The organism is Bradyrhizobium sp. UFLA05-89, assembly GCF_059803475.1.
In genome coordinates, this window is sequence record NZ_JBANBA010000143.1 from 1 (window position 1) to 17,909 (window position 17,909).

General features: G+C 59.7%; 14 protein-coding genes and 6 pseudogenes. 14 read left to right on the forward strand and 6 right to left on the reverse strand.

Going from position 1 to position 17,909, the window contains the following annotated elements; translation table 11 throughout:
• Window positions 1–13: 13 nt before the first annotated feature.
• Window positions 14–943: a lipid A biosynthesis lauroyl acyltransferase gene (locus SO139_RS41065; RefSeq protein ID WP_474801542.1), complete on the reverse strand. Its 930-nt coding sequence runs from the start codon at window positions 941–943 to the stop codon at window positions 14–16.
• 868 nt (window positions 944–1,811) lie between these two features.
• On the opposite strand from SO139_RS41065, the gene SO139_RS41070 reads away from it, so the two are divergent.
• The 5 genes and pseudogenes from SO139_RS41070 to SO139_RS41090 all read left to right on the forward strand — a co-directional run bounded on the left by SO139_RS41070 (window position 1,812) and on the right by SO139_RS41090 (window position 7,478).
• On the forward strand, window positions 1,812–2,060 hold the full coding sequence (locus SO139_RS41070) for a DUF5681 domain-containing protein (protein WP_474801540.1): 249 nt from the start codon (window positions 1,812–1,814) through the stop codon (window positions 2,058–2,060).
• Window positions 2,061–2,185: 125 nt separating this feature from the next.
• Window positions 2,186–2,461, forward strand: coding sequence for a hypothetical protein (locus tag SO139_RS41075; protein WP_498541828.1), 276 nt, complete (start codon window positions 2,186–2,188; stop codon window positions 2,459–2,461).
• A gap of 46 nt (window positions 2,462–2,507) precedes the next feature.
• The gene (locus SO139_RS41080) at window positions 2,508–2,771 is read left to right on the forward strand and encodes a recombinase family protein (RefSeq protein ID WP_498541829.1); all 264 of its coding nucleotides are present in this window, start codon (window positions 2,508–2,510) and stop codon (window positions 2,769–2,771) included.
• Between the two features lie 694 nt (window positions 2,772–3,465).
• A pseudogene (locus tag SO139_RS41085) lies at window positions 3,466–3,884 on the forward strand (DUF1214 domain-containing protein); the annotation flags it as partial.
• 213 nt (window positions 3,885–4,097) lie between these two features.
• Window positions 4,098–7,478, forward strand: coding sequence for an ATP-binding protein (locus tag SO139_RS41090; protein WP_498541830.1), 3,381 nt, complete (start codon window positions 4,098–4,100; stop codon window positions 7,476–7,478).
• Between the two features lie 302 nt (window positions 7,479–7,780).
• Here SO139_RS41090 and SO139_RS41095 read toward each other — a convergent pair.
• Window positions 7,781–8,116 (reverse strand): annotated as a pseudogene (locus tag SO139_RS41095) (ATP-dependent DNA ligase); the annotation flags it as partial.
• Between the two features lie 369 nt (window positions 8,117–8,485).
• Here SO139_RS41095 and SO139_RS41100 point away from each other — a divergent pair.
• From SO139_RS41100 to SO139_RS41125, 6 genes and pseudogenes are all read left to right on the forward strand, one after another.
• The gene (locus SO139_RS41100) at window positions 8,486–8,965 is read left to right on the forward strand and encodes a hypothetical protein (protein WP_498541831.1); all 480 of its coding nucleotides are present in this window, start codon (window positions 8,486–8,488) and stop codon (window positions 8,963–8,965) included.
• Between the two features lie 193 nt (window positions 8,966–9,158).
• Window positions 9,159–9,374: pseudogene (locus tag SO139_RS41105) on the forward strand (integrase core domain-containing protein); the annotation flags it as partial.
• An 891-nt stretch (window positions 9,375–10,265) separates the two neighbouring features.
• Window positions 10,266–10,418, forward strand: a complete 153-nt coding sequence (locus tag SO139_RS41110; protein ID WP_474803586.1) for a hypothetical protein — start codon at window positions 10,266–10,268, stop codon at window positions 10,416–10,418.
• Between the two features lie 22 nt (window positions 10,419–10,440).
• Window positions 10,441–13,467 (forward strand): GAF domain-containing protein, encoded by a 3,027-nt coding sequence (locus SO139_RS41115; protein WP_498541832.1) that lies wholly within the window; start codon window positions 10,441–10,443, stop codon window positions 13,465–13,467.
• Window positions 13,464–13,853 (forward strand): response regulator, encoded by a 390-nt coding sequence (locus SO139_RS41120; protein ID WP_474803595.1) that lies wholly within the window; start codon window positions 13,464–13,466, stop codon window positions 13,851–13,853. The genes SO139_RS41115 and SO139_RS41120 overlap by 4 nt, the downstream gene beginning before the upstream one ends.
• 383 nt (window positions 13,854–14,236) lie before the next feature.
• Window positions 14,237–14,503 (forward strand): hypothetical protein, encoded by a 267-nt coding sequence (locus SO139_RS41125; protein ID WP_498541833.1) that lies wholly within the window; start codon window positions 14,237–14,239, stop codon window positions 14,501–14,503.
• A 641-nt stretch (window positions 14,504–15,144) separates the two neighbouring features.
• On the opposite strand, the pseudogene SO139_RS41130 reads toward SO139_RS41125, so the two are convergent.
• The 3 genes and pseudogenes from SO139_RS41130 to SO139_RS41140 form a co-directional block, all read right to left on the reverse strand.
• A pseudogene (locus SO139_RS41130) lies at window positions 15,145–15,348 on the reverse strand (transposase); the annotation flags it as partial.
• 45 nt (window positions 15,349–15,393) lie between these two features.
• Window positions 15,394–15,612, reverse strand: a complete 219-nt coding sequence (locus SO139_RS41135) for a hypothetical protein (protein WP_474803601.1) — start codon at window positions 15,610–15,612, stop codon at window positions 15,394–15,396.
• Between the two features lie 20 nt (window positions 15,613–15,632).
• Window positions 15,633–15,848 carry a hypothetical protein gene (locus SO139_RS41140; RefSeq protein ID WP_498541834.1) on the reverse strand — a complete coding sequence of 72 codons (216 nt, stop codon included), beginning with the start codon at window positions 15,846–15,848 and terminating at the stop codon, window positions 15,633–15,635.
• Window positions 15,849–15,894: 46 nt separating this feature from the next.
• Between SO139_RS41140 and SO139_RS41145 the strand changes: the two are divergent.
• A pseudogene (locus SO139_RS41145) lies at window positions 15,895–16,373 on the forward strand (transposase); the annotation flags it as partial.
• Window positions 16,374–16,458: 85 nt separating this feature from the next.
• Here SO139_RS41145 and SO139_RS41150 read toward each other — a convergent pair.
• Entirely contained in the window at window positions 16,459–16,878 is a 420-nt protein-coding gene (locus SO139_RS41150; protein WP_474803607.1) for an ATP-dependent DNA ligase, read from the reverse strand.
• Between the two features lie 420 nt (window positions 16,879–17,298).
• Here SO139_RS41150 and SO139_RS41155 point away from each other — a divergent pair.
• Together SO139_RS41155 and SO139_RS41160 are read left to right on the forward strand one after the other, a co-directional pair.
• Window positions 17,299–17,523, forward strand: a pseudogene (locus tag SO139_RS41155) (Ku protein); the annotation flags it as partial.
• 177 nt (window positions 17,524–17,700) lie between these two features.
• A complete protein-coding gene (locus SO139_RS41160; protein ID WP_474803637.1) occupies window positions 17,701–17,799 on the forward strand; it encodes a hypothetical protein in 99 nt (32 codons plus the stop codon).
• Window positions 17,800–17,909: the final 110 nt, after the last annotated feature.

Sequence of the window (17,909 nt, forward strand, 5' to 3'; positions counted from 1 at the left end):
GGTTGAGCAGGCGCTACCGCCAGCGACGGTGTAGCCACAGCCACTGGTCGGGATGTTCGCGGATCCAGCCCTCGATCACCGACGTGACCGCTTGCATCGTTCCCTGAATGTCGATTTGCCCGGCGGCGTCACGGACCGGCTTAACTTCTTCAGACAGTTCGGCACGAAAGCGGTGTCCGGGCAGGCGGATGATGCGTACGCCATGAATCGGGCACTCGATCTGCCGGAGCAGCCGAGCCAGCATCGGATTGGCCCTGGTCTTGCGGCCAAAGAAAGTAACCTCGACGCCATTGGTCAGATACTGGTCCACCAACATCCCGACGTGCTGACCATTCTTCAGAGCCTCCGCAAGCTTCAGGGGGGCGTCACGGCCTGCCGGAATCAGCGTGCCCATTTTTACGGCTCGCATATCCTGGATGATGCGGTCGGCCGACGCGATATTGGGCCGGCGATACAGGATCGCGGCGTCTAGTCCGTGCGCGACGGCGGCAAGCGCGGGAAGTTCCCAGTTGGCAAGATGGCTTGCAAAGATCAGTGCCGGCTTACCGTCGAGCCGCAGCTGCGTGAACAATTCGTATGAGCGCTTCTCGATTTCGATCCGGCCGTCCTCGGGGCGTTCGGGATCGTAGTCCCAGATGTGATCGAGATGTGCGAATTCTGCGCCGATACGACCGAGATTGTCCCAGACGCCTGCAAGAATGGCCTCGATCTCTACGGGCGACTTCTCCGGGAATGCGGCGATCAGATTGGCACGACCGATCTTTTGCTCCCGCATCAGGGGCCCGATTGAGCGGGCGATCCGGCCGAATAGGTTGGCTGTCCTGATCGGATCGAAATGGCGGGCGGTACGCAGTATTCCGATCGTCAACGCACCCACCACGGATTGTCCCACGGGTTTGGTCACGTCGCGAAGTCGGGCCCTGGCACGAAGCGGACGATGCATCAGAAACGAACGAAAATCCAGACTAACAGCTATCCATATGTTTAGTGCGCATGGTTATACCAGCGCTGCGCGAGACGATCAAAGACACTAGCGAGTTGTGTCAATTCGTTCGCCGGAAGCACGGCCGGGGGCACGCCGCATCAGCGGCGTGCTGGGCTAGGCTGCTGGGTGAACGAAAACCCCGCCGAGGCGGCGCCACGAGCATGATAGTGGGCACGGGTTCTATGCGCCGTGATTCAGAATTTCGACGGGACTTAGATGCAATGCGACACTGACCTGGCCGAGCGAAAGCGCCTCCTCGAGCTGGCCGCGGAGGTGCGCCTGCGCGCGCACTCGATTGCCCTCGGCGAGGAACGGGATTGACTGATACGCAAGGCGAGACTCGCCAGTTTCCTCGCGCGGGTCGGGTTCTTCCCCGCAAGGACGGCCCCGGCCTGGGGCTTGTCTGATTGCCGGGGCCGCTTGGATCGGCCTGGCGCAAAGGAGTTCGCCCGGCCGCGTTAGCCTTACCGCAGGTAGGCAATTAACTAAAGTGAGGCGGCCTTACTCTTTCACTGCTTCGTAGGATCGGACTGCCAGCCAGCGGTCGAACGCGCGCTGCTCGGACGCCCATGGTCCCTCAGTCAGTCCTGGCCATCAGGCCACGATGTCGGCTCGCCGTAGCGACCTGGCTTCTTGAGACTTGCAACGCCCTTTGCCGATAAGCCCATCTCGTGTTGACCCCCCGGACTCGGCCGTCGAAAGTGACCGGTGAGGGCCCATCTTGCCAGTGTGCCTGCACCATATAAACCATCATGCCTGACGCTGAACTTCGGCAAATTATGGTAGTATTGAGAATCTGTTCAGTCCTCCTCGACGGGGAAACGGGATGGCGGATTTCGTGGGTGAGCGCAAAAAGAATTTCATGGCGCATCGGGCGCCGCCGTGGCAGCCCGGGCAATCCGGTAATCCCAAGGGTCGGGCGCTAGGTTCGCGCAACAGGATGTCAGAATCTTTCCTCGAAGACCTGCGCGCAACGTGGGAGAAGCACGGTGCTCATGCCCTGCAGACTTGCGCAACGGAGGACCCGACAGGATTCGTCAAAATTGTTGCGTCGCTGCTGACCAAAACATGTTGATTTGAGTGTCGGCGTTGACGCGGTCCAGTTCGTGACGACCTTTCGGCACGCGCTTGATCTCTTAGGCAACGAGCCGCCATCATCGCGCCGCCGCTTCGCCAAGGTGATTGAGGCTGAGGTGATCGATGATGCCGATCCTGAGTGATGAGCAGATTGCCGAAATTCGCCACCGGATTGCCGAAGGAGATGTGTCGCCGCGTGAGTGCCGCTACCATCTCTCGCCGTTGCGGACACGGGCTGAGGTTTTCGGCTACTGCATCGAAGTTGCGCGGCGTGAGGGGTGGGATGAGGTCGAGGTAATCGACGCGCTGCTCAAGGTTGCCACGCCCTATCGCGATGACGTGCGTGATGTTGAGCAGGTGCTGCGCGCGCTGGGTTATGCGCCGTGTCCGATCATCTGAAAGCAATTAGCCGGCATCTGTCGCTGCGGCCACCTAAGCAATGGCCATGCCTGACGGCACCTCGCTCTTCTCACATACCAGTCAACCGTCGCGCGCGAAGGCATCTGAGCTCGCTATCGAGGTGCTACGTGAGCGTGCGGCGGCAAGGGCAGCCGATATCGCGCCGGTCATTGCGGAGCTACAGGGGAGCGGCGCAACGAGTCTGAAGGCCATTGCAACTGGACTTACCGAAAAAGGCATTGCAACCGCACGCGGCAAGAACTCATGGACCGAGACGCAGGTCGCACGCGTGCTCGAACGCCTACAATAATTCGAAATGAACTTTCAAACCTCCCCTAGGTACCATGCCCGGCCTCAAAGATATCCCCCCGCCCCCCTGCATGTAGCTGGTAAAAAAGGGACTGCCCGCGCCTGCCGGGCAAATCATCAGCTGCAGTCATCATATGTGACAACTTGGTGTAATTTCACTGAAGAGAGTGGGGTGGAAAACGTGGTCCCAAGTTCATCTTCGTCCTCGCCGGCACTCAGTGGCCATGAACCGGACAGTGAAGAAACCGGCCAGAATCTTCCGTGACGGCGCCCACAATGTTGGTCACGGTCCGGACCTTGCGTCGGCCGCAATCAAATGGACTTTTGAACCGTAAGGCTGCTCCTCGCGACAGAACTCATGCTAGGGGCGAATGGGTCGGGTGGTAGCGTCATGCGTATCAAGACACTCGCGTCACATTTCCTTACCTGTATCGTGACCCTCGCCGCTCTCATTGGGGCGCAGCAAGCATTTTCCCGTCAGGCAGATGCCGGCGCGGGAGCTTCCATATTTGTTGTTCAGGTCGCCAATAGGGCAGTCAAAGGCGACAAGCTAACCCCTGTGCGAGCACTGCCTAACGACGCTCGTTGCAAGCCGCCGATTGACGTCGTGGGACGTTGTTTTGCCGACGCGAGATTGAACTCAGAGCCTAGCCTGACCTGAGTGGCACTCCTTGCCTTTGCTTGGGGACTACTCTGGCTTAGGCGCTAACCTTCCGGAGGATGCCATCTACCCTATCAACCTAGCCGACGAAACCGGAAAGCCTCTCGACGGGCGAACAATTACACGCTGCACTTCGACAAAGGCGAGACGCCGCCAGCGGACGCCTTTTGGTCCATTACGCTCTATGACGCCCAAGGCTTCCAGGTTGCGAACCCGATCAATCGGTTTGCGGTCAGCAGTTGGATGCCGTTCTTATAACGCGGATGGATCACTGGACCTTTACTACCAGAACGAAAGTCCCGGTCCAGGCAATGAGGCCAACTGGCTTCCCGCCCTAAAAGGCGCATTCAATTTGCTGATGCGCCTCTAGCTCCAAGATCAGCAGCCCTTACAGGCAAGTGGAACCCGCCGCCGATTGCGCGAGTGGCGCTCCCGACTTTGGGTGCGCAATAGGACGCCCGTCACCCGAAGCGGATGTCGCCTAATGGGTCCTTCGCGTCATTTCGCGGTGACGCAGTATTTTGGTCGCTTCCGGCGCGAAGCGGTCATTGACGGCCGCGCCGCCTTAACGAGCACCGACGCAAACCGCTCATTCGACAAGTGCTACCCTAGACAGGCCGTCTCGCCTAAGGGATCATGTAGCGCGAAGCGAACCGGGGCACCGCCATGGATGTCGGAGGTTGGCTGCGGGGGCTTGGCCTCGTACAATATGAGGCAGCATTCCGCCAAAATGACATAGATGAGACAGTCCTTCCGGGCCTGACGCACGAGACCCTGAAGGAGCTTGGCGTGGCCTCGGTTGGGCACCGCGTGAAGCTGCTGGATGCCATCGCAGCGCTACGTAGCAACAAGAGCGATAAGAGGCTCGTCGTCGAGGCCGCGACCACATCGAGCGTCCAAAGCGTTTCAGAAGACCGTGCCGAGCGTCGCCAAGTCACGGTGATGTTTTCAGACTTGGTCGGGTCAACGGCGCTATCGGCGCGCCTAGACCCAGAGGATATGCGAGAAGTCATCACCGCCTATCAGGGTGTCGTGGCAGAAACCATCGGTCGTTTCGGAGGCCTCGTTGCGAAGTACATGGGCGACGGGGTACTCGTGTATTTCGGCTACCCTCAGGCCCATGAAGACGACGCCGAACGCGCCGTGCGTGCCGCTCTGGAAATCATTGCTGCAGTTGGCGCGCTCAAATTGTCCGTTCCGTTGCAGACCCGCGTTGCTATCGCGACTGGGCTGGTCGTCGTTGGTGATCTCGTCGGGTCTGGCGAAGCGCAGGAGCGCGGTATTGTCGGCGAGACGCCGAACCTTGCGGCTCGTCTACAAGGCGTCGCCGAGCCGAATACGGTAGTTGTTGCCGAGACGACGCGTCGACTCGTCGGCAATCTCTTCGATCTGCGGGACCTCGGACCTCAGGAGCTTAAGGGATTTGCCGGGCACGTTGGAGCGTTTGCGGTGTTGCAGTCCAGTTCGGTCGTGAGCCGCTTTGAGGCGATGCACCCGGGCGAGCTAACTGCACTGATCGGACGAGAAGAAGAGCTTGAGCTACTTTTACGACGCTGGGCGACAGCGAAAAGCGGCGATGGCCAGGTGGTGCTGCTATCGGGTGAGGCCGGGATAGGCAAGTCAAGGCTCTCGGTCGCGTTAATGGACGGGATCGCAGGCGAACCGCACACGCGGTTACGTTATTTCTGTTCGCCACAACATACAGACAGCGCATTCTACCCGATCATTGGGCATTTTGAACATGCCGCCGGATTTGCCGTCGGCGATACAGTACAAACAAAGCTCGAAAAGCTCGATGTCCTGCTGGCACAGAGCCGGACGTCCCGGCAGGATGCAGCGCTGTTGGCCGAGATGCTGTCACTTCCCAATGATGGCCGCTTCCCCACACTGGAGCTTGCCCCCGAACAGCAGCGTCAGAAAACGCTGGAAACACTCGGCATTCAATTAAAGAGCCAGGCGCGCTCTAGCCCCGTGCTGATGATCGTGGAGGATGCGCACTGGGGCGACCCCACGAGCCTCGAAGCGTTCGGTCGCATGGTAGATCTGATCGCAACGGCTCCCGTTCTCATGATCGTGACATTGCGGCCCGAGTTCAGGGCACCTTGGACTGGACAACCACACGTCACCGCTCTTGGGCTCAGTCGGCTCGGGTATCGCGAGGTCGGCAGCATGATCGATGGCGTAGTCGGTGACAAACAGCTGCCGGCGGGCTTCAGATCGGAGATCATCGAGCGCACTGACGGCGTCCCTCTGTTCGTCGAGGAGATGACGAAGGCAGTGCTGGAGGCCGAGGGGGAGAGGGGAGCGGTGAAAACTGGAGCCGCAGTTTCCTCTCCAGCGCTCGCGGTGCCCGCCAGTTTACATGCTTCTTTGATGGCGCGGCTCGATCGGTTGGGCACAGAGGTCAAAGCGATCGCGCAGATCGGCGCGGCGATCGGACGAGAATTTTCGCACTTTCTGCTGGCTGCGGTGGCGTCACAAAGGGATGGTGAGCTGAAGCGGCCTTTGGAAAAATTGGTGGAAGCTGGACTGGTCTTCCGGCAGGGCAGTCCATCGCGAGAAAATTATGTCTTCAAGCATTCGCTCGTACGCGACGCAGCTTACGGCACGTTGCTGCGGCCGGCCCGCAGGGAGCTTCACCTTCGTATCGCCCGTGCCCTCGAACAGCAGAGGCCGGATGTTGTCCAAGGATCTCCCGAAAGTCTCGCGCATCACTATACGGAGGCCGGCGTCCTCGAGCGCGCGGCGGCGCTGTGGGGCGCGGCTGGACGACGCTCCCATGCGCGTTCGGCACTGGCGGAGGCTGAGGTTCAATTGAGCCGGGCGCTTGGCTTGGTCGGGACCTTGCCGTCGACGCCATCGCTGCGCCGCGAGCAGATTGCGCTCCAGGTCGAACTGTTGACCGTTCTTATGCACACCAAGGGCTACGGTGCCGACCAAACCAAAGCCGCTGCGGAGCGTGCCCGCGTCCTCATCGAGCAAGCGGAGGCGATCGGGGAACCGCTCGAAGACTCGATGCTGCTATTCTCGGTGATCTATGGTTTTTGGGTGGTCAACATCGCCGGGTTCAACGGTGACGCCGCCCGCGAACTCGCCGACCAATTCATGCAGCTTGCGACAAAGCAGCTCAACTCGGGCCCGCTCCTGCTCGCCCATCGCATGATAGGAGTGACATTGATGTCGGTCGGTATTCCCGCGATGGGGAGAGCGCATCTCGATCAGGCGATCGCGCTATATGATGCTGCGGAGCACCGCGCCTTGGCAACGCGTTTTGGCACCGACGCCCAGGTCGCAATCTTGGAATGGCGGTCGCGAACCAACTGGCTTCTTGGTTTTCCCCTGGCAGCGCGCGGGGATGCCAACCGGTCGTTCATCTGCGCCCGGGAAATTGATCAAGCCGCGACGTTGATGCATGCCTTGGCGCATTCTACCGCGACACTGATCCTCTTGGGCGACGTTGCCGAGGCAGGTGCTCGTGCGCGGGAGCTCGTCGCGCTCGCCGAGGACAAGGGATCGTCGTATTGGAGCGCGAACGGGCTGATGTGGCTAGGCTGCCTGATGGCGCAGACCGACCGTGCGTCCGAAGCCGTTCACACCCTGGCCTCGTCGATTGAGATCTATCAGTTGACGGGCGCCACGATCTATATTCCATTCGTGATGTCATATCTCGCCATGGCGCATTCCCAGCTTGAGCTGCACGACGAAGCGCTCGACGTGATCGACCGCGCGATTGCCATGGCCCAGAGCACCAAAGAACAATGGTGCGAGGCCGAACTTTACCGGACTAAGGGCAAACTGATTCTGCGAAGTGGGAACATGGCTGCGGCCGAGGCCCACTTCGAGCACGCGCTCGAGATTGCACGTCGACAGCAGGCGAGGTCCTGGGAGCTGCGCGCTGCGATGAGCATGGCGCAGCTTTGGCGAGATCAGGGAAAGCGAGGTGAAGCACGAGAACTGCTTGCTCCGGTCTACGGCTGGTTCACCGAGGGCTTTGATACATTGGACTTGAAAGAGGCGAAGGCCCTGCTCGACGAACTGGCGGCATGATGGCGCGCATTCTTGTCATGGAATGTCGGCTCGTGGCCGTTCGCGCCATTTCGCGTCAAAACGAGGTTGCTTTCGAGCGAGTGCGGGCATCGAATGGTCGGCGAGACTGACTGGCTCGGTCGAGAATGACGTGGTGGACGACGCCCGCTCCCGGCATGGAATGTGCCAAAGGGTAATCGTTGAACAACGAATCAAGAGGGGTCGTCCAAATGCAGGTTAGCACCATCGGCGTTGATCTCGCCAAGAACGTGTTCCAAGTGCACGGCGTGGATGGTGTGGGCAAGGTCGTCATCACCCGTAGGCTACATCATGAAGGACGGCCCCACGATCGCGATACTTGAAACGAGACGCTCAAGCCCCAAGCGGCAGGCGGCCCGGAATAGGTCCGGCCCGATCTCGCCACGCTCGAATGGCGCAACTTTGCGCATGTGCAGGGGGAGGGGGCGCAAGTCATCGCCGCCCATCGCGAGAATGTCGAACGCGTAAAGCTGCACCTCGTGATCGTGCATGCGCGAATGCAGCGCATTGAAGTCGGATATACCGTCAACGCCAAGGATCACGACCTCGCCGTCAATGACGAAGCGCTTCTGCCGGTTCTTCAGTGCGGCCTCGGCGTTCCAAGGATAGCGCTTGGTCCAGAGTCGCAGGACCAACTCGACTGCGGGGGCGAGTTCGGGACACCGGCGCGGCGACCGATGACACCGACACGGACATCGCCGCTGTAGATCAGCCACGTTTCGCGGTGCGGATCATCCTTGCTGCGGCGGCGGGTGAGAGCGGGCATGCCGCGATCAAAGGAGCGCATGACCTTGCTGGCAAATTATCAATCCCTCGTGGATCAGATCATCGCGAGACCACAGTCGGTGTGAACAGGTCTGCACGCCGGGAGATCTCAGAGAATGTCTGCCGTGTGCGCGAACCTCGGGGAGGTCATAGAATCGACTCGGGGCTTACGTCTGCTTAGCTCCCAACACCGACACGAGAGCCGACATTCCGGGACCGCCGCTTTGGGCCACATCCGGGAGAGAAGGCAGACCTATTTTTCTCTATCGGGCGCTTTGGGAGTATCCCGCAGCGGGGCAACTCGGCGATCTGTTCTTGAGATTGGCTGCCGCCTCAACAAGTACCCGGCGATCGCGGGATCGGACGTAGCCTCTGAAATGGCGATCGAGCCATCTCAATTAGGCGGCCATCGCGTGCTGAAGGACAATCGCCTGTTCTCGATTATGAACGGCGATAGCCGTATGGGTGTAATTGCCTGTCCATTTCGTATTCGCGATTTGGCAAAGAAGTTCTCTACCTTTAATGACGTGAAAACCTATTCCTTTGTCGTCCGACGGGAAAATAACCAAGACCACATTGTGTTTGGCAATAACTACTCTCAGCGCACGCGCCTTATCATGGGAGAGCTGGATGAAGCTGCGGGTTTGGTTTGCGAGCTCGCGCAGCTCTTGGAAATTAGTCATATGCATACTCCACGCAACTAACGACCGACTTTAGAACAATATACTTACGGAAGGATAAACCCTCCGATGAGCCAAACGAACTGCCAGCGTTCTGTTCGTGAATTGGCCGCGCTGAACCTAATTGGGGCCTTCCTTTCGATGAAGTTCCAAATTGAGCTGCGGGGTTCACATACCAGCTGAAGGCGCTGCAAGAGCCCGCTGTATCGCGGATTTCGACGATGCCCGCGGCAAGATCGCTAACTGGGTCGCCGACTACAATCTCCGACGGCTTCACTCATCGTTGCAATACCTGGCCCCCGCGGCTTATGCCGCCCACCTCACCGCAACGGACGACCGGCTACGCAATCCCGACCAGCTCCGCCGATCGTCCGTTGCTCCACCCGCGCCACTTGGCGTACAAAACCCTGAGACTCTAACCGTCGCTGGATGAAAACTCAGTGGCAGCTCATGGCTGCCTCAGCTGTGTTCCGAGCTGGGGCCGTTCCTATTCTTTGTCGCTGCCAAACTCATGCCTCGGACTACGCGTTAGGCCGGTTCGCGCCAGCAGCAGATTTAATGTCGAATGCGACATTGAGAAAGGACGCATTGACTAGCCGGGGTTTATCGTCGCGCCTGGCCGCGGGGCGACCCGCGACCAGGCGGTCGAGCGCCGCGGCCTAGACCAGCCCCAGGCCGATGGTTGCTCGGCGTTCTGAGTACCAATCAATGTGCTACGTGTGAAGGTGAAGGTGGTCGCAAGGTTTACGCGTGGGTCTGTCCAAAATTGAACATACCGTACTTAGTAGCTGATCTAGGCTCGAGCTGCTTGGCTCAGCCAAAACCGCCAAGCGTCCTCTCCAGCGGCCCCGACATTTAGGGTGTGGGGGCCGTTTGCTTTGGTGTCCCGCTCGAGGGCCAAACCTGAATATTTAATCTGCGTATGTCGACAACTGGACTCTCTGCGCAGATCGGGCGGACTAGACTGTCGATGCGGCGCTACCCGTGCGTTAGCCCATGGACCGCCGGCCCACACCTCCCTCTAAACCGCCGGGGGCCGGCTGGTCCAAGGACCCTTTCCCAATGGCCATCTTAACGCATCCATTCGGTTTTGATCTCAATTCGGAAAACCGGCGCTTCTTCTCGGTTTCTGACCTCCAGCCTCCACGTGCCGCCAGGATACGGGTGGTGGTCGCCGTGGATATCGAAAAAGTACCTCGGCAGGGCGGACGAACGCGGGCTGGACTGGGCCGTTCCTCGGCCAAGAGCAGGAAGCACTCGAATTGACTCCGCCTGTTCCCGAGAAGAAACTTGGGAACGGCAAGCAAGGCGAAGGCGACGTGGCATGAAAGACTATCAAGCCCAGCTAGAGAAGCTCCGCAATGATGCGGCTGAATGCGCTCTGATCCGCGATCTGGCCACCGACAAAGCCAAGCGCGAAATGTTCGACCGGCTCGCCAGCCATCTGACTGTTCTGGTCGACTTGAGCTGCCACTGAGTTTTCATCCAGCGACGGGCGCTTGGCGATCAGAAAGGGCCGTTCTCTCCCCTTAGCGGCCATGGCGCGAAACGCGAAATTTGTATATGGTTACGTCTGTTCTGACCCCACCCCGGGGATCGAAATGCGGCGACGCGGTGGAAGCGAACAACCGATCAAGGGTCGGCGCGCGCGTAGGCCCGAGGCCAAACCGTCGATCGCGGTTCCATCGATTGCCGATTTGCAGCGCCAGATAGGCACTCTCACAAAGGAACTGAACGAGGCGCGTGAGCAGCAGACCGCGACCGCAGAGGTGCTGCAAGTCATCAATCTAACGCCCGGCAATCTCGCGCCGCTGTTCGACATGATCTTACTGAAGGCACATTGCCTCTGTGAGGTCGCTTATGGCAGCTTGCAGGTCTATGACGGCGAGCGGTTCCGCGCGGTTGCGGTGCATGATTTGCCAGAACAATTCGCCGATATCTTGCGACGAGGGTTTCGGGGGACCGATCATCCGGTCGGCCGTCTCTTGCTCGCCGGCGAACGTCTCGTGCATCTAGCCGACTGCGCGGAAATTGACCATCCCGTCATGCGAGGTGCGGTCGAGCTCGCCGGGATTCATACGGCGCTGTTCGTGGCGCTGCGTCGCGACGACACGCTCCTCGGAATGATCGTCTGCGGCCGGCGCGAAGTTAAGCCCTTCACCGAGAACGAAATCGCCCTCCTGGAAGGCTTTGCCGCGCAAGCGGTGATCGCGATCGAGAATGCACGTCTTCTGACAGAGACGCGCGAGGCGCTGGAACGGCAGACCGCAACGGCCGAGATCCTCAAGGTGATTGCGAGTACACCGTCCGACGCGCAGCCGGTGTTCGATGCGATCGCGACCAGAGCCAAGGGCCTGCTCGGCGGCTTTTCCAGCGTCGTATTCCTCTTCAACGACGGCATGGCTCACCTGAAAGCGTTCACGCCGACTACGCCGGAAGCAGATAAATTTTTAACATCAACCTTCCCGCGTCCTGTGGGCGATTTCGCTCCGTTCCGAATGACACGGGCGGGCAACGTGACGCAAGTTCCTGACACTGAAGCGGGGACTTACGAACTCAAGGACCTTGCCCGCGCACGCGGGTACCGCAGCATGTTGTTCGCCCCGCTGATGAACAAGGACGAGTCAATCGGATTCATCTCGGTCACGCGCGTTCAGCCCGGCTCCTTTGCCGATCATCACGTCCAGCTCTTGCAGACCTTCGCCGATCAAGCGGTGATCGCAATCGAGAACGCGCGGCTGTTCAACGAACTCGAGCACCGCACAAGGGATTTAGGCGCATCCCTTCAGCAGCAGACTGCAACCGCGGATGTGCTCAAGGTCATCAGCCGCTCGACATTCGATCTCAAAGTGGTGCTCAACACGCTGGTCGAGTCGGCTGCAGGTCTCTGTGAAGCGGACCAGGCTGTCATCGCTCGACCGCAAGATGCAACTTACTACTTTGAAGCGGGCTATGGGCTTTCTCCGCAGTTCGCGGAATTCGTCGCAAACTACCCCGCCAAGATTGACGGAAGCTCGGTTTCGGGACGAGTGCTGATCGAGCGCAAGATTGTCCACGTTCCCGATATCTTTGCCGATCCTGCTTACGTGACGCAAACGGTTGGCGACTTTCGTACCGTGCTTCGCGTTCCCATGCTGCGGGGAGAGACGCCAATAGGCTTTATCACCTTGGCTCGCAACTCGGTGCGGCCATTCAACGACCGGCAAATTGACCTCGTCGTGACTTTCGCAGATCAAGCGGTGATCGCGATCGAGAATGCGCGGCTCTTGGGTGAGTTGCGCGAGCGTCAGGCTGAATTGCGCACCACCTTCGACAACATGGGTGACGGCGTCGCGATGTTCGACGCTGCGGCCCGCCTCGCTGCCTGGAATCGAAATTTGCAGGAGATGCTGGACCTGCCGGAGGCCTTCCTTGCCGAGCGGCCAAGCTTTGCCGAGCTTTTCGGCTATCTCTCCCTCCGGGGGGAGTTCGGCTCGGCTGAGCTCGAAGCGCAATTGAGCCGCTCCATCGAGCATACCAGGCAGGAGATGCGCTACGAGCGCACGCGGCCCGACGGGCGCGTCATCGAGGTGCGCCGCAACCCCGTGCCGGACGGCGGCTTCGTGCTGATCTATGCCGACATCACTGAGCGAAAGCGCGCGGAGGAAGCGATTCGCGCGGCACGCGATGCTGCCGAAACTGCATTGCGCGAGTTGCAGACGGCGCAGGACCGCCTGGTGCAGACCCAAAAGCTCGCGTCACTTGGTCAGCTCACTGCTGGCATCGCGCATGAGATCAAGAACCCGCTCAACTTCGTCAACAACTTCTCGAGCCTATCGGTCGAACTGATCGACGAACTGCAGGAGACCGTCGAGCGAGTGGAGGCCGACAACAAAACGCGGACGGAAATCACGGAATTGACGGATACTCTGCGCGATAATCTGGGCAAGATCTTGCAGCACGGGAAGCGTGCCGATTCGATCGTCAAGAACATGCTGCTTCATTCGCGTCAGGGTAGTGGCGAGCGCCGTCCCGCCGACATCAACGCGATTGTTGAGGAAAGTCTCAACCTCGCCTATCACGGTGCGCGCGCGGAGAAGCTTAGTTTCAACGTTACGCTCGAGAGGGACCTCGATCCCACTGCTGAGATGGTTGAGCTTTATCCGCAGGAAATCACGCGCGCCTTCCTCAACTTGATTTCAAACGGCTTTTACGCAGCCACGAAACGCAAGGAAGTGGCTGGTGATGGTTTCGAGCCAACGCTGAGCGCAACAACAAAAAATCTCGGCGGCGCCGTGGAAATCCGAATTCGCGACAACGGCATCGGCATTCTACCTGAGCTCAAGGAGAGTATCTTCAATCCGTTTTTCACTACCAAGCCGGCTGGCGAAGGAACGGGGCTCGGCCTTTCAATCTGCCATGATGTCATCGTGAAACAGCATGGCGGAAGGATCGATATCAATACCGAGCCGGACGGTTTTACCGAATTCATCATCACGCTGCCGCGCACTGCGACCGCACCATTGCGGACCGGAGGCAAGGGTTGAGCGTCTATATTCTGGTCGTCGATGACGAGCCCGATGTGGAAGCGTTATTCCGTCAGCATTTCCGACGTGATCTGCGCGCCGGCCGCTTTCTCGTCGAGTTTGCACCTTCCGCGTCCGTGGCGCTGCAACGCGCGGCAGAGGTTCGGGATGCCACTCTCATCCTGATCCTTTCAGATATTAACATGCCCGGGATGAGTGGGTTGGAGATGCTGCCGATTGTGCGCACCGCCCGACCCGACGTTCCCGTGATCATGATTTCAGCCTACGGTGATGCCGAAACTAGGCGGAAGGCGCTGGAGAACGGTGCGAGCGACCTATTGACCAAGCCGATCGACTTCGCGGCGCTGCGCCAGGAGATTGATGCAAGACTCGAGCAAGCCGCATGACCGCCACCATCCTCGCGGCCGTTCGTCCTGATATGTAGTCACTTGCTCAAACCTCTCAGCGAAGCGGTTAAGATCGTGCATGGAGCGCGCCTCCTCCAGCACCAAGCGGAATGCAGCCGAAGGACGGCGGCATCTTGCTAGGCAAGAGGAACTGATCGCTAGTTAGATCGGGATGGCCACGACACGCGGTCCTCCCGGTGCCGGTCACAAGGCGCACGACTAAGGGGAACGAAGAGATCGCCGGGAAGTGTCCGCGCCGGAGCATCTTCGCGCGGCCTCCCTTTCACAACAGCCGGAACTTGCGTGAAGGTCAGACGTCAGGACTGCGGGAACGAATTGTCGCATACGGACATTCTCCAAGTAGACAATCGAAGGAGAGTAGGATGCGCAAGTACCTGTTTGCCGCGGCGATCGCGAGCGCGATTGCGACGCCTACGGTTGCTGATGAAGTTGGTGTTGGTGTTCAGGCGGGGCCAGTGGGCGGAGGCGTCTCGGTCGGAGAGTCTCGCGAACACCGGCCCGTCGATCGAGACCGCGCAACTGTCGTCAAGGAGCGCGAGCCTCGGGAAACGGACAGGACGACCGTCATCAAGAAAGAGAATGAGGACGGCAGCCGAGAGAAGACCTTCATTCATCACGATAACGACTAGCCAAATAGCCCGGACCAGCATCCGGGCTGTTTTTGTTGCTGCGTTGCACGCTCTAAGGGAAGCCTCGACGACGCGCCGATTAGCTTTGACGGCAGACAGATCGCTTGGATCGCGAACGTTGTTCGAGGAGTCGGCGGAAATTCAATTGAGGCATGGCGATTTTGTGCGTTGCTCCGGCCGTGCCATTGCAAAGCTTGCCAGATGTGCCCATGCGCGTGGAATACAGTCCAGCGATGGAACACTAAATTTCCCATATTCTATTTTCTTCGTGGGCCATCTAGCGTCACCTTCTGACCGGACTTGACTGCTGCATAAGCGACGCCGTCCACCTCTATCGAGTGGATGTCGTAGCCGTAGATGATCGCCTCGTCTTCTTGGCTTCGTACCGGCCTGCGCCAACGTCCGGAAAGGTGGTATGTCATTCTGCCGCACGCAGACCCTGCTCCGTCAGCTCATATCGCTCGCCGTGCTTAACGAGCCAGCCGCCTTCAACCATCCGCTGAGCCAAGGCTTTCGAGCATGCGGGTACCGCCCGTGTGATACAGGCCATCTCTGCGCTCGAACAAGAAGCTGTATGCGCGCGCGAGCCGTAGCGGCTTGAGCATTGCCGGGAAAAGAACGAGATGAGCTCGGGAGTCATGCCTTTGGACGCTGATGCGCACCAGTGCACCGATCTTCAGGAGCTTGAGGCGGATGGTGCTGCAGGTGGCGTCCGCAAAGGTGGTTTCGGCAAGGCCGATGCGCCGCGGGGCACAGATCAGCACGTAGACCATCGAGGCGAAGCACAACCGCAGTTGGTTGGCGCGCATGGTCGCCGCGGAAGTGCGGTCGGCGTAGAGGTCGAGCTAGATGTCCTCATAGAGCTGCCGCGCGCCCGCCCGCCTCACTGTCTAGCCGGTCCCTTCGCTCCGCTTGTGGGCTTGCTGCTCCAGCTGCTGCTTCAGCAACTGCTGCAGCGGGCTCCAGCAGACCTCACACAAATCGCGAGCCTCGTCCGGCATTACCTGACGATCTCCGTCGGCCCAGTTGACTGTGATATGGGCCCAACCAACGTGGTTGTCCGACGAGCGCAGACAGCAGTCGCAAACGAATGTCGTCTCGATGCTCATCCATCCCTCATCCCGTTCGCTCAACCGAACCACGCGTGCCGACGGCCAGGGTTCCGAATAGCCTCACTCATATCGATCGGAGATACCGCGTCGCTGCGCTCGGCGAGTTTGTCCCACTCGGCGGCCAAGCGCAGCCAGCCCTCCCTGTCATCCTCGCTTATGGCCTGCTCTGCCATAAGACGGCATTCTTCCGCTCTATCCTTGAATTCATTTACGTCAGGCTGGACCACGGTCATCCTGAGCTTCCGCTAAACTGGCGGAAGGGCGGGTAGGTTCCAGCGTCTGATGCGGGACTACACCGAGGTCCGCCACGCCGCCGGCTCCTGGCACCACGAGCGCCGCATCGTCGCCCGCATCGAGGCGAGCGAGCACGGGCTCGATATCCGTTATGTCGCCACCAGCCTGGGCATCGGCTCGGCTCAATGGATCTACGACAGCCTCTATTGCCAACGTGACAGGCCTAGAACCTGATCAAGCTGCACAAGGGCCAGCCCGCTTCCGATCGGACCAGCTGCCGCTCGGCGCTCGCCCTCGTGCTCCACACCGCCGCTTATTGGCTCGTGCTTGTCGTGCGCGACAGGATCCCGAAACCGCGCGACCTCCCCACCCCCTAGTTCGCAACGATCAGGCTCAGGCTTCTCAAGATCGTCGCCCGCATCGTCGAGACCACAAGCCGGATCCGCACCGCCTTCGCCGCAGCCCCTCCCGAGGCCGATCTGTTCCGCGGCCTTGTCAACGCATTCTTCGCTCAACCGCCGTGACCAACGGGGCGGCTGATGCCCCGTTCATCCCCATCGCTCCTCAAACGCGTTCCCCACGTTCATAGGATGGCCGCGGTTCTTCACCTTAACCCAAATCTTCTGCCGGCCACCGCGGTACGGCCGACCAGCCCCTCGAGGCCCATCCGGCACGCCGCTCGGAATTAGATCGGGGCCAATTTCGCGCGCTGATCCCGTCTGGACGCCGAGCAAGCAACTGCTCCAGATTGGTCTTGCGCAGGTGCAGCGGCAGATCGCGAAGATCATCGCTGCCCATCGCGAGGATATCGAAACCGTAAAGCCGCACCTCGTTGTCATGCTTTCGGGAGTGCAGCGCGTTAAAGTCGGAGATCCCATCGATGCCGAGGATTACGGCTTCACCATCAATCACGAAATGCTTCTGCCGGTTCTTCAGCGCGGCGTAGGCTATCCAGGGATAGCAGTTGGTCCAATCGCTGCGGTTGCGGGAGAGTAGGCACACGTTCTTGTCCTTCCGGATGACCAGCATCCGGTAGATCCTATGCAGGCGCAGCGGGCGGAAAGGTGTACCAGCTAGCTCTCCGTCCATCAGGCGGCCTCAGGATAAAGCGCTGATCTAACTATTACGTGTTTTAAAATAAGACCGCAGCTGACCCTCCAGCTGCGCCCAGCCGCGGGTCCAACAATAGAGATACGGACAGCCATAGAAAGCGGGTGCCCACCAATCGCTTCCATCCGTGCGGCGTGCACCGTAGAGCTTGCATTCGGCAAATAGTAAGGCTGCCAGCCATGAATGCGTCATTGCTGCAAATACAACCTCTCGGTCACGCCATTCTGCGTGGCCACAGCGATGGGCGTCTTGGGCCGATCGGTATGATCTAGCTACCCACTCAACTTTATTTCGGTAGGCGAACCGGCTGCATGTCGGAACGAGTCTTTCCTATTCGTCTTGAATCCCAGCCGCCGCAACCCGCAGTTCCGCGTAACGGCCCCTCGAGCCAATTGGAAAGGCTTCTTGCGTCTGTCCCTCGTCACCTGTCCGGTCGCGCTCTATCCCGCGACTTCCGAAAGCGAGAAGATCTCGTTCAACCAACTCAACCGGCAGACAGGGCACCGCATCAAATACCTGAAGGTCGACTCAGAAACTGGCGATGAGGTGTCCAATGAGGACATTCCCCGATCCGGGTAGCGCGCGGCCCCGATCCGGGCGGTGGAGAGCGCGGCGTGAGGCCAACCGCAAAGGCCGCAAGCTCGCTATCGAAGCGCTAAGTGAACGTGCGGCGGCAAGGGCAGCAGATATCGCGCCAGTCATTGCGGAGTTACAGGCGGGGGCGCAACGAGTCTGAAGGCCATTGCAACTGGCCTTACCGAAAAAGGCATTGCGACCGCGCGCGGCAAGAGCGCATGGACCGAAACGCAGGTCGCACGCGTGCTCGAACGCCTACAATAATTCGAAAAGAACTTTTCAAACCTTCCCTAGGTACCATGCCCACGTCAATATCGAGGGGTACACCCCCTGCAATGAACATGAAACAAAAAGGGAGCGCAGCTGACCGCCGA

Bases quoted from the DNA above. Each gene is read 5' to 3' on its own strand.
- SO139_RS41065 (WP_474801542.1), bottom strand. From the start codon at position 943: ATGCATCGTCCGCTTCGTGCCAGGGCCCGACTTCGCGACGTGACCAAA.
- SO139_RS41070 (WP_474801540.1), top strand. From the start codon at position 1,812: ATGGCGGATTTCGTGGGTGAGCGCAAAAAGAATTTCATGGCGCATCGG.
- SO139_RS41075 (WP_498541828.1), top strand. From the start codon at position 2,186: ATGATGCCGATCCTGAGTGATGAGCAGATTGCCGAAATTCGCCACCGG.
- SO139_RS41080 (WP_498541829.1), top strand. From the start codon at position 2,508: ATGCCTGACGGCACCTCGCTCTTCTCACATACCAGTCAACCGTCGCGC.
- SO139_RS41090 (WP_498541830.1), top strand. From the start codon at position 4,098: ATGGATGTCGGAGGTTGGCTGCGGGGGCTTGGCCTCGTACAATATGAG.
- SO139_RS41110 (WP_474803586.1), top strand. From the start codon at position 10,266: ATGAAAGACTATCAAGCCCAGCTAGAGAAGCTCCGCAATGATGCGGCT.
- SO139_RS41125 (WP_498541833.1), top strand. From the start codon at position 14,237: ATGCGCAAGTACCTGTTTGCCGCGGCGATCGCGAGCGCGATTGCGACG.
- SO139_RS41135 (WP_474803601.1), bottom strand. From the start codon at position 15,612: ATGAGCATCGAGACGACATTCGTTTGCGACTGCTGTCTGCGCTCGTCG.
- SO139_RS41140 (WP_498541834.1), bottom strand. From the start codon at position 15,848: ATGACCGTGGTCCAGCCTGACGTAAATGAATTCAAGGATAGAGCGGAA.
- SO139_RS41150 (WP_474803607.1), bottom strand. From the start codon at position 16,878: ATGCTGGTCATCCGGAAGGACAAGAACGTGTGCCTACTCTCCCGCAAC.